This window comes from Nitrospirillum viridazoti CBAmc, assembly GCF_000730165.1.
In the GTDB taxonomy this organism is placed as follows: Bacteria; Pseudomonadota; Alphaproteobacteria; order Azospirillales; family Azospirillaceae; genus Nitrospirillum; species Nitrospirillum viridazoti.
The window spans coordinates 463,639-472,852 of record NZ_CP022112.1 but is presented as its reverse complement, the minus strand read 5'-3'; the positions used below and the strand labels follow the sequence as shown (position 1 = coordinate 472,852).

Sequence of the window (9,214 nt, the reverse complement as noted above, 5' to 3'; positions counted from 1 at the left end):
GGAACCAGCCAGAAAAACCCTTCGGGCACGAGCGAGCCGCAGCCGGTGGTCATGTCGTATCTCTTGCGGACAGGTGTCAGTCCCGCCAGCTCCTCGCAGCCCCATCCCTGCCCCCATACTTTTTTGATCGCCCCACAGAAAATCGCCGCCTTACACTGCCGGTCCAGATCCGCTAATAGGCTGGTTAAACTCAAACATTCCGATAGGCTCTTCTTGAGCCCCCGCACACACGACGCATTATTCTTATGTAATACAGGTTAGTACTATAGACGGGATCTTGACTTTAACCAATAACACCTTCCGCATACACATTCAGACCAGGCATCGTAAGGGCTGCATTGAAAATGCAGCCCTTATGGATCAGCACATCACAGCCCGTCGTGCGGGACGGCAGCGTGCCGAACGCGCCCCAGGCCAGGATGCGAGCTGTGTTGAAGGCCCTCCGGGCGATGACGGCCCGGTCCCCTCACTTAATCGTGTCCACTTTCCTTGACACAGGGCGCAAGGGGCAGGTGACGGCGGATGCCGCGTCAGAGACTGAGTTCGCAGTACCAGCACCAGCCGCCGGAAGCGCCATCCAACTCCTCGTCCGACAAATCGGTCGGACGGGCGGGAAGCACCAGGGTGTAGCTCGCCTCGGTGTTCTCCACGACCGACAGGCGGATCCCCGCCGGTACGTCGACCCCTTCCGCCGCCAGCACGGCCGACGGATCGGCCAGCAGCCGCGCCTTGAAACCCTCATCCGCCCAGGCCTTGGCAATGATCCGGCCGGCGACCTTGGCATTTTCTTCATTCAGCATTTGCGCATTCCCCTTTTGGTTCAAACACTCGAACAGCAATACCCCCCCGTTCCGCACCCCCGGGATAATCCAGGTTTCATTGGGCATGAAGGGTTCAGGGCGCGGTTGCTGGCTGATCCCGCCGCCGTCCTGACGGCCGAGCCTTCACCTTCCTTTCGTTCGTCACGTCCAGCTCACATGAGATTGGTCAAAGTGATTGCAAACATGCCGAAAGAAATCTGGAACCTGCTGTCAGGCATACGGTGGTTGATGGTCGGCTTATCGCGTGTGCTGTTTGCCGATCTCGTGTGAGAGTAATTACGGGTCGAGAACCTGTCTGTAGAACAAACGCGCCACAGCGGTAACCGCCCTTTCCCATGCCCCTCTCCCATAACCATCAATCCGAATACTGGTCTGCTGCCGGATTGGATGACACCGGGATAAGGTCGATCAAGCCACCTCGCTGTTTCGTTCGAAGTAGACGGGGCTGAGACACCCCAGCATCGAATGGCAGCGTGTTGGGTTGAAGAAGCATTCGATGTAGTCGAAGACATCAGCCCTGGCCTGGTTCCTTGATTGACGGACGGCCTTGGCCACACGCATCGACGTTCGACACCTCCGGGGGCAGAACGACTTATTGATAGTTTGGGTGCTGACCGGGCCGGCATTGGGCCCGGCCGTTCAGAATGAACGAATACGGGAGGAACACGCGGGCCATGGCTGAAGCGCAAGCCCTGAATATAAGATGCCGTTGCGTCAACGTTGGGTGCCCTTGTCACCTTCCGTGCGGTTCGGCGTGGATGAGCAAACGAAACTTTCCGCGGCATTGGTCGAACCGCGACCATCATATGACGCCTTTTGCGGATACGCGCACAGCGGCCGTTGAAGCTGGATCGTCTTCGGGTCCCCCATCGCGAACTTCGTGGCGATCACGCGGTCGGGCGCGCGCCCGCCGTTGGCCCAGTCGACCAATGAGGCGAAGAGGTCATCCCCCGGACCACCGACGGGCGGTTGCGGCGTGCCGCCAAGCGCCGAGTTGAACGCGTCGGGGCCGGGGCCGCCACCGCAGTGCATCAGCCCGGGCGCCAGAAAGAGTCTGGCAACATCCCGGGCTTGGTCCATGCCCCCCAGTTCCCGCACCTGGCGGTCGTAGAACGCGACCGATTGGCCCGGCGGCACCAGCGTGTCAGCCAGGCCATGATAGATGATCAGCTTGCCGCCGCGCGCCTTGAATGCACGCAGACTTCCCTGGGTGGCGTCGTTGACGTCGCCGCCCAGGGCGCGGTCGACCGTGGGCATGTCGCGATCAAGGTCGAAGCCCCGCCAATCCCAGTCGGCACCGAACACCCATTTGAACAAGCTGCCGAATTGCGGCTGGCCGTTGGCGGCGCTCTGCAGGAACGCCCAGCCGAACCGGCCCTGAACCTCGCTGCCCGGCGGCCAGCCGAAAAAGACCGCCCGCCCGTCCGCGGTGGTCGGGCCATCGTAGAACGCGCGGGCGGTCGCGACCTCAGCCGGCGTCAGGCATTGGTCGGACTCCGCCCCCTGGCAGCCCAGTTCCGCAGGATCGAAGGGACAGCTGAGGGGATCGGTGATGAAGGCGTCCCCCTGCAGGCCGTAGCCGCGACGGTTGCAGCTTGCGACCGCGGCGTCGTTCAGCAATCGAAGCTTGGCATCCGACAGGTGGCTGCCGGGTGTGCGATTGGCGGCGATGAAGTCCCACAGGACGGCGGCGTGGCCCCAGGTCCGATTGATGACGGGCGCGCCGACCAGAATGCCGTCATAATCCGCCGGATAATAGAGCGCCTCGATCAGCCCCTGCTGCCCCCCGGTCGAACAGCCGGTGTAGTAGGAGCGCGTGGCACCCCGGCCGTAATAGGCCTGGGCGACGGCCTTGCCGGTCACCGTCATGACGTGGGTTGACAGACGCCCCCAGTCCTTCCACTTGCGGGGATGACCGATAAGCGCATCGCCGTCCAACGGCGTCGCGGGTGCCGTTCCCGTATCGGTCGTCGCCACGGCGTACCCGCGCCGCAACCCGGCGACCATGCTGCCGTACCCGCCCTGAAGCACGCCGGCGAACCCCCCGTTGCCGTTGCCGTGAAAGACGCCGCCCCAGGTGCCGACCGGCAGCCAGGCCTCGACCCCGATATCGGAGTCGGGGGCCGATCGTACATGGGCGACAACTCGGCAGAAGGCCGGCAGGGTCGATGCGTCGCGGAGACCCGGAGTGGCCCCCGCACCCTTTTCGACCATCGCCGCGCTGTCGACGGTGGTGTCCTTGAGGTGCAGTTGGGTAAGCGCCTCACAGCGGGCGGCATCGGCCGCTGGCGCCGTCTCGGCCGCCGGTGACGGCGTGGCGAGCGCGAAAGCCGCCATGGCCATGGCGAGCGGGGCGAAGAATCTTGAAATGTTAAGGGCCGAAACCTTCATGGTCATGAACCTCGCCTGGCGGAAGATGATTTGGCGTCCCGGGTCAAGAAATAGGTGCATGTCAGCGATATGAAGCACACGCCGAACAGGAAGATGGAGATCGGCAGGGTCGACGCGTACTTCGCGAACAGGGCGGTCGCGATGATCGGGGCGAAGCCACCGCCGATGACGGCGCCCAATTGGTAGCCGAGCGAGGCGCCGGAATAGCGCACTTCCACCGGGAACAATTCGGCGAAAAGCGCCGCCTGCGGGCCGTACATCACGCTCAGGCACAGCAGTTCGACGATGAGCGCCACCAGGACGGCCAGATAGGACAGCGTCTCCAGCAGCGGGAAGAAGGCGAAGGACCACAGCCCGGTCAGTGCCGCCCCAGCCATGAAAAGGGTTGATCGCCCCCACCGGTCCGACAGCGCCCCGAAGAACAGCAGGCCGGGCACCATGACAACGCTCGCCGCCACCACGGACGCGAGCATTGCGCTTCGCGACAGGTGCAGGACCGAGTCACCGTAAGACACGGCATAGGTGATCGCGGCGTAGAAGCATGTGTTCGAGGCGATGAAGGCCCCACCCGCCAGCACGATCTTCCTGGGGTGGCGCGTCAGAACCTGAAGGACCGGAGACTTGCGCTTTTCCTTCCGGGTGAAATCCTGCGTCCGAGCGGCCTGTTCGAATGCCACCGACTCCTCCAGCCTCGTCTGGATATAGAGGCCGACGAAAACCAGCGCGATGCTCAGGATGAAGGGTACGCGCCAAGCCCAGGTTTCGAACGCGTTTTGCGGGAAGGCCGCCACCACGAAGAAGAAGACGATGTTGGACAGGACCACGCCCAACGGGACGCCCATCTGGACGAAGCTGCCGTAAAAGCCACCCCTGCCTGGGGGTGCGCTTTCGATCGCCATGAGCGCGGCCCCGCCCCATTGCCCGCCGACGGCGATGCCTTGGACGAAGCGCAGGGCCAGGAGCAGCAGCGGGCTGAAGACGCCGACACTCGCATATGTGGGCAGGAAGCCGATCGCGGTGGTGGCGAGGCCCATCGTCAGCAACGCGACCAGCAAGGCCTTCTTGCGGCCGAACAGGTCCCCGAAATGGCCGAATACGATGCCGCCGAACGGCCGGGCGATGAAGCCCACGGCAAAGGTGCTGAACGCCGCGAGCTGGGCCACCAGCGGAGGCAAGTCCGCCGCGAAGAAGATCTTCGGAAAGACCAGGGCAGCGGCCGTTCCGTAGACGAAGAAATCGTACCATTCGATGGTGGCGCCGGCACCGGCCGTCAACGCGACCTTGAAGAGCGAGGACCCTTTGGTCGCCGCCCCTTTGTTCGCCGCTGATGAATCCGTCATTTGTTCTTCCCGGGCCGGCGCCCGCCCGTCAGCCAGGGGCTGCGCGGCAGACGGTTGACGCAACGCTTTATCCACTTGCCGCGCGTTCATCCAATGTCACCCCTGGCTTTCGTTTCCGCAGCGCCCGATCGTTCCCGCCAGGCCTCGGCCTGCGTGATGTACCAGGGGATGACGCCGGGATTCTCGGTCACATTGGGATCGATGACCTTCGCCACGGGCCAACCCTGGAACAGGCGCTTGATCGGCAGTTCCTGCTTCTTGCCGGACAGGGTACGCGGAATTGCCGGTGCCGGAATGAACGCGTCGGGGATGAACCGGGGCGAGAGCGTGTCCCGGATGGTTGCGACCACGGCCGCCTCCAGTTCCGGACCCCAGACGCGCCCGTCGCCAGGGACGACAAACATGAGCAGCTTGCTGTCGCCGGCGCCGTCCTCAAGGTCGATCACCAGGCTGTCCGCAATGGACCCCAGGCGCTCCACGGCGGCATAGATATCGGCGGTGCCCATCCGCAAGCCGTGCCGGTTGATGGTGGCGTCGCTCCGTCCGGCGATGACGCAGCTTCCGTCAGCCTCCACCGCCAGCCAATCACCATGCCGCCAGATGCCGTCCCACGCGTCGAAGTAGGTCGAGCGATAGCGGCTGCCGTCCTCGTCACCCCAGAAGAACAGCGGCATGCTGGGGAAGGGCCGCGTGCAGACAAGCTCGCCGACCCGGCCGCGCAGCGCGCGTCCATCCTCATCCCATGCCTCGACCGAGGCGCCCAGGTGGCGGCATTGAAGGCGGCCAGGCGTCGGAGGCGATTCCCGGTTCCCCGACAGGAACGCGGCGGCGATGTCGGTCCCGCCGGAGATGTTGCACCACCAGATGTCGGGGGTGCCCACGGCGTCAAACTGCGCCGTGCCCCAGTCCTGGACATCGGCCGTCAATGGGGAGCCGGTGCTGCCCAGCGCGCGGATGGCCCTCAGGTCACCGATCCCGTTCAAGGCCAGGCCCGCCTTGCGGCAACTGGCGAAAAACGCCGCCCCGGCACCGAACCAGGTCACGCCGTGCCGCGCGGCGAACGCCCATAAAGGCTGCCATTCCGATTGCCCCGCGGCACCTTTCGGCGAACCGTCATAGAGGCAGATCGTCGTTCCGGTGAGAAGTCCGCCGACCTGGATGTTCCACATCACCCAGCCCGTGGCACTGTACCAGTGGAACCTTTCACCGACCGTGTTGAGCGAATAGCTGGACCCCAGGTCCAAATGCATGTTGCCGACGCAGGCCGAGATGACGATGCCGCCATGCCCGTGCACGATCGCCTTGGGCAGGCCTGTCGTTCCGCTGGAATAGAGGATCCACAGCGGATGATCGAAAGGCAGCCATTCGGGTTCGAACGCCGCGACCTCTGCGTCATCCGCAGACTGGGCACCGTTGAAGTCGATAGAGTCCCGTATGTGCGCCGCGCCATGTCCCGTCCGGATCGCGAACAGGGCCGCCACGGTGGGCAGCCCGCGCCGGATCGCCTCGACGGTGGCGGAGCGATCCATGCGCCGGCCGCCATAAAAGACCCCGTCGACGGCGATGAGCGCCTTGGGTGCCGCCTGCCGCAATCGATCCAGCACCGCTGGCGTGCCCATATCGGGCGAGCACATCGTCCACACCGCGCCCAGGCTGGCACAGGCGAGCATGGAAACGACCGCCTCAGGGATATTGGGCAGGTAGGCCGCGACCACGTCGCCGCGCCCTATGCCCGCGCGGCGCAAGGCAAGGGCCAGCGACGCCGTGCGCCGACGCAACTGGCCCCAGGTCCATTCGACGGCCTGCCCGCTTTCCCCTTCTGCGATGATCGCCGGCTGCCCGGCGGCATCGGCCAAGTCGGCGTGGCGAAACACCTGGCGCGCATAATTCACCTGCGCGCCCGCGAACCAGCGTGCGCCCGGCATCGCCCCATCCACGATGACGGTCGGCGGCGTCGGGGATTCCAGCGCGTGATAGTCCCAGATGCTCAGCCAGAACGCGGCAAGATCGGAGCGCGACCATTCCCACATCGCCGCGTAGTCGGGAAACGTCAGGCCGCGTTCCCGATGCAGCCATTCCCGATACAGTCTTATCTGGGGGACGCTGTCGCCCGCCCCGCGATTTGTCATGTCGGACTTTCCTCGTGAATCGATGGCCAGCGCCGCTCCGGATCGCAGCGCCAGGCCTTGCGTAGGGCCGCGATCGAGACCCGGATGCCGAGCGCCGGCCCATCCGGACCGCGCGGAACCCGGGCCTCGAGGCCCGCTCAGAACTGGTACCGCTTAGAACCTGTGATAGAGCGTCGCCCCGTACATGCGCGGCATGCCGATGGACCCGGCGGTGTACGCCGTCGCACCGGGGCTGGTGTTCGCCTGGCTGATATAGCGGACGTCGAAGGCGTTGCGGACCCAGCCGGTCAGCGACCAGGCCTTGTCGAAGGTGCCCAGGCCGACCGACGCGTTGAACAGCCCGTACCCGTCCTGGGAGACGAGCGGATTGTTGTAGATGTCGAAATAGACCCTGCTTTGCCATTTGTAATCGGCGCGCGCGGTGACCTCCAGGGCGCCGGAAACCGGGAAGACGTACTCGCCGGATACGTTGAACTGCCATTTCGGCGCCTGGGTCAGCGTATTGCCTTCCAAGTTCTTGGCACCGGGCGGCAAAGCCTGGCCATCGCTGGTCACACCCACGCATGCGGCGGCGGTCGGCAGGGTCGGATACAGCGGATCGTTGTTGCAGAACTTCCCAAATGCCGTATCGAGGCGCGTGGCCGCCCCGGCCACCTTCAACCCTTCAGCCAGAATGGCCTCGACTTCGAATTCGACGCCCTTGATCGTGGCGGCGGACGAGTTCTCGACCTTCGGGAACTGCACCCCCGTCTGCACGTTCGTGCGGAAGACGGTCTGTTGCAGGTTGGTGTAGTCGGCATAGAACGCGGTAAGGCCCATGCGCAATTTGTTGTCGAACAACTTGGCCTTGGTGCCGATTTCGTAGTTCCAGACATATTCCGGATTGAAGAAATTAACCGGCTGCGTGATGTCGCCCAGGGTGTTGAAGCCACCCGACTTGAAGCCACGGGACACGCTTGCATAAACCAGCGTGTTGTCCTGGGGCGCGTAGTCAAGCACGAAGCGGGGCGTGAAAGCCTTCCAGATATCGTTGTCGCCGAGAAGATAGTGACGCCCGCCCGATGTGGCATCCATCGCGTAAGACTTGGAGTCGAGGGTATAGCGTCCACCGGCCGTCGCACGAAGATTGTCGGTCAGGTTGTAGCGGAACTGCGCGTAGGCCGCATACGAGTCCAGCGTCTCGGCGGGAAGATAGACCAGCAGGTTCTTGACCGCCGCCGTGCTGAGGTACAGCGGTTCACTCGAATCCCCGTGCATGTAGAACAGGCCGGCGACCAGATCCGCCCGGCTGCCCACGTCCGTGGTCGCGGTGAGTTCCTGCGTCACCTGCTTCGCGTACAGGCCGATGAGATCGAACCGCGCGCTGGCGACCGGCGTCAGGTCGACATCGAGGTTGGTCAGGTCGATATCGTGCTTGATGAAGCCCGTGGTCGAGGTAATCGACGTGTCCGGCCCCAGGTCCAGGTGCGCGGTCAGGGTGGCCCTGATGTCCTCCACGTCCCGTTGATTGGGTTCGTTGAAATAGAAGGTCAGGTCGTCAATGTTGTTGCGGGGATACGCATACCCCGGCACTTCGGCCGGCGTGGGCCTGGCCGGATCGGCACGGCCCAGCAGAAGATTGAACGATGGGTCGCTGCGGTCACGCGTGTAATCGACCAGCGCACTGATGCTGAAGATTTCGGACGGCTTCACCAACACCTGGCCGCGCACCTCCGTCAGGTCGGCATTGTCGTTGTGGCGGCCGAGATACGCGTTGTCCGTCCAGCCATCCGCACGGTCCCGCTGGAAGGAGACGCGGGTCAGAACCTTGTCGGACAGCGGCACGTTCACGAAGCCCTTGGCCCCGAAACGCGAATAGTTGCCACCGGTAAGCGCCAGTTCGGCATCGGTCTGATCGGTCGGGGCCTTGCTGTTGACATTGATGGCGCCACCCGTCGCATTGCGGCCCTGGATGGTGCCTTGCGGTCCGCGGAGAACCTCCACCCGTTCGACGTCGAGGAAGGACGGGTTCATCATGAAATGGTTGAGCAACGGAACACCGTCGAGCGAGACGGTCACACCCGACTGGCTGCCGATGTCCTGCCCGGCCTGGCCGATGCCGCGCATGGCGATGAACACATTGGTGGACCGCGTGCCGAACTGGAGGCTGGGCGCGAGTTGGACGAGGTCGCCCACCTCCTTCACGCCGGCCTTCTCCAGCGTTTCCCCCGAGACGGCAGTGATCGCTATCGGGATGTTCTGCAGCCCCTCGGCGCGCTTTTCGGCCGTCACGAGAATTTCCTCCAGTCCGAGGTCGCGCGAGGCGTCGGCCTGAGCGCCATTCTGCGACTGAACGGCGGCCCCCTGGGTCTGGGCTTGCGCCCACACCTGGCCCGTGGCCAGGCATCCACCGACCAGCGCCGTCGCCCCCAAAGCCAGCGCGCGCCCACGACGGATCAGCCTCAAGCTGCTCATGTCCTCCCCTCCCTTTTTTTGATGCGATTGACGCCGGGGATCTCACGCCCCCGGTCGAGGCGGATCTTCGCATTTGCCG

5 protein-coding genes and 1 pseudogene are annotated in these 9,214 nt (G+C 64.3%); all 6 read right to left on the bottom strand.

All coding sequences use genetic code 11. The annotated features are described in order from the left end of the window. Nucleotides 1-530: 530 nt before the first annotated feature. Nucleotides 531-800, bottom strand: a complete 270-nt coding sequence (locus tag Y958_RS24000; RefSeq protein ID WP_088874467.1) for an NHLP leader peptide family RiPP precursor — start codon at nucleotides 798-800, stop codon at nucleotides 531-533. 429 nt (nucleotides 801-1,229) lie between these two features. Further along, a pseudogene (locus tag Y958_RS23995) lies at nucleotides 1,230-1,352 on the bottom strand (IS3 family transposase); the annotation flags it as partial. A gap of 183 nt (nucleotides 1,353-1,535) precedes the next feature. After that, the gene (locus Y958_RS23990; protein WP_088874465.1) at nucleotides 1,536-3,218 is read right to left on the bottom strand and encodes a tannase/feruloyl esterase family alpha/beta hydrolase; all 1,683 of its coding nucleotides are present in this window, start codon (nucleotides 3,216-3,218) and stop codon (nucleotides 1,536-1,538) included. Continuing rightward, complete coding sequence (locus Y958_RS23985) at nucleotides 3,215-4,642, bottom strand: MFS transporter (protein WP_244909677.1); 1,428 nt, start codon at nucleotides 4,640-4,642, stop codon at nucleotides 3,215-3,217. Before Y958_RS23985 ends, Y958_RS23990 begins: the two co-directional genes overlap by 4 nt. Next, nucleotides 4,639-6,681, bottom strand: a complete 2,043-nt coding sequence (locus Y958_RS23980; protein ID WP_088874464.1) for an acetoacetate--CoA ligase — start codon at nucleotides 6,679-6,681, stop codon at nucleotides 4,639-4,641. The genes Y958_RS23985 and Y958_RS23980 overlap by 4 nt, the downstream gene beginning before the upstream one ends. 153 nt (nucleotides 6,682-6,834) lie before the next feature. Then, nucleotides 6,835-9,135, bottom strand: coding sequence for a TonB-dependent receptor (locus tag Y958_RS23975; RefSeq protein ID WP_088874463.1), 2,301 nt, complete (start codon nucleotides 9,133-9,135; stop codon nucleotides 6,835-6,837). Between the last annotated feature and the right edge of the window lie 79 nt (nucleotides 9,136-9,214).

Bases quoted from the DNA above. Each gene is read 5' to 3' on its own strand.
- Y958_RS23975 (WP_088874463.1), bottom strand. From the start codon at position 9,135: ATGAGCAGCTTGAGGCTGATCCGTCGTGGGCGCGCGCTGGCTTTGGGG.
- Y958_RS23980 (WP_088874464.1), bottom strand. From the start codon at position 6,681: ATGACAAATCGCGGGGCGGGCGACAGCGTCCCCCAGATAAGACTGTAT.
- Y958_RS24000 (WP_088874467.1), bottom strand. From the start codon at position 800: ATGCTGAATGAAGAAAATGCCAAGGTCGCCGGCCGGATCATTGCCAAG.
- Y958_RS23985 (WP_244909677.1), bottom strand. From the start codon at position 4,642: ATGAACGCGCGGCAAGTGGATAAAGCGTTGCGTCAACCGTCTGCCGCG.
- Y958_RS23990 (WP_088874465.1), bottom strand. From the start codon at position 3,218: ATGACCATGAAGGTTTCGGCCCTTAACATTTCAAGATTCTTCGCCCCG.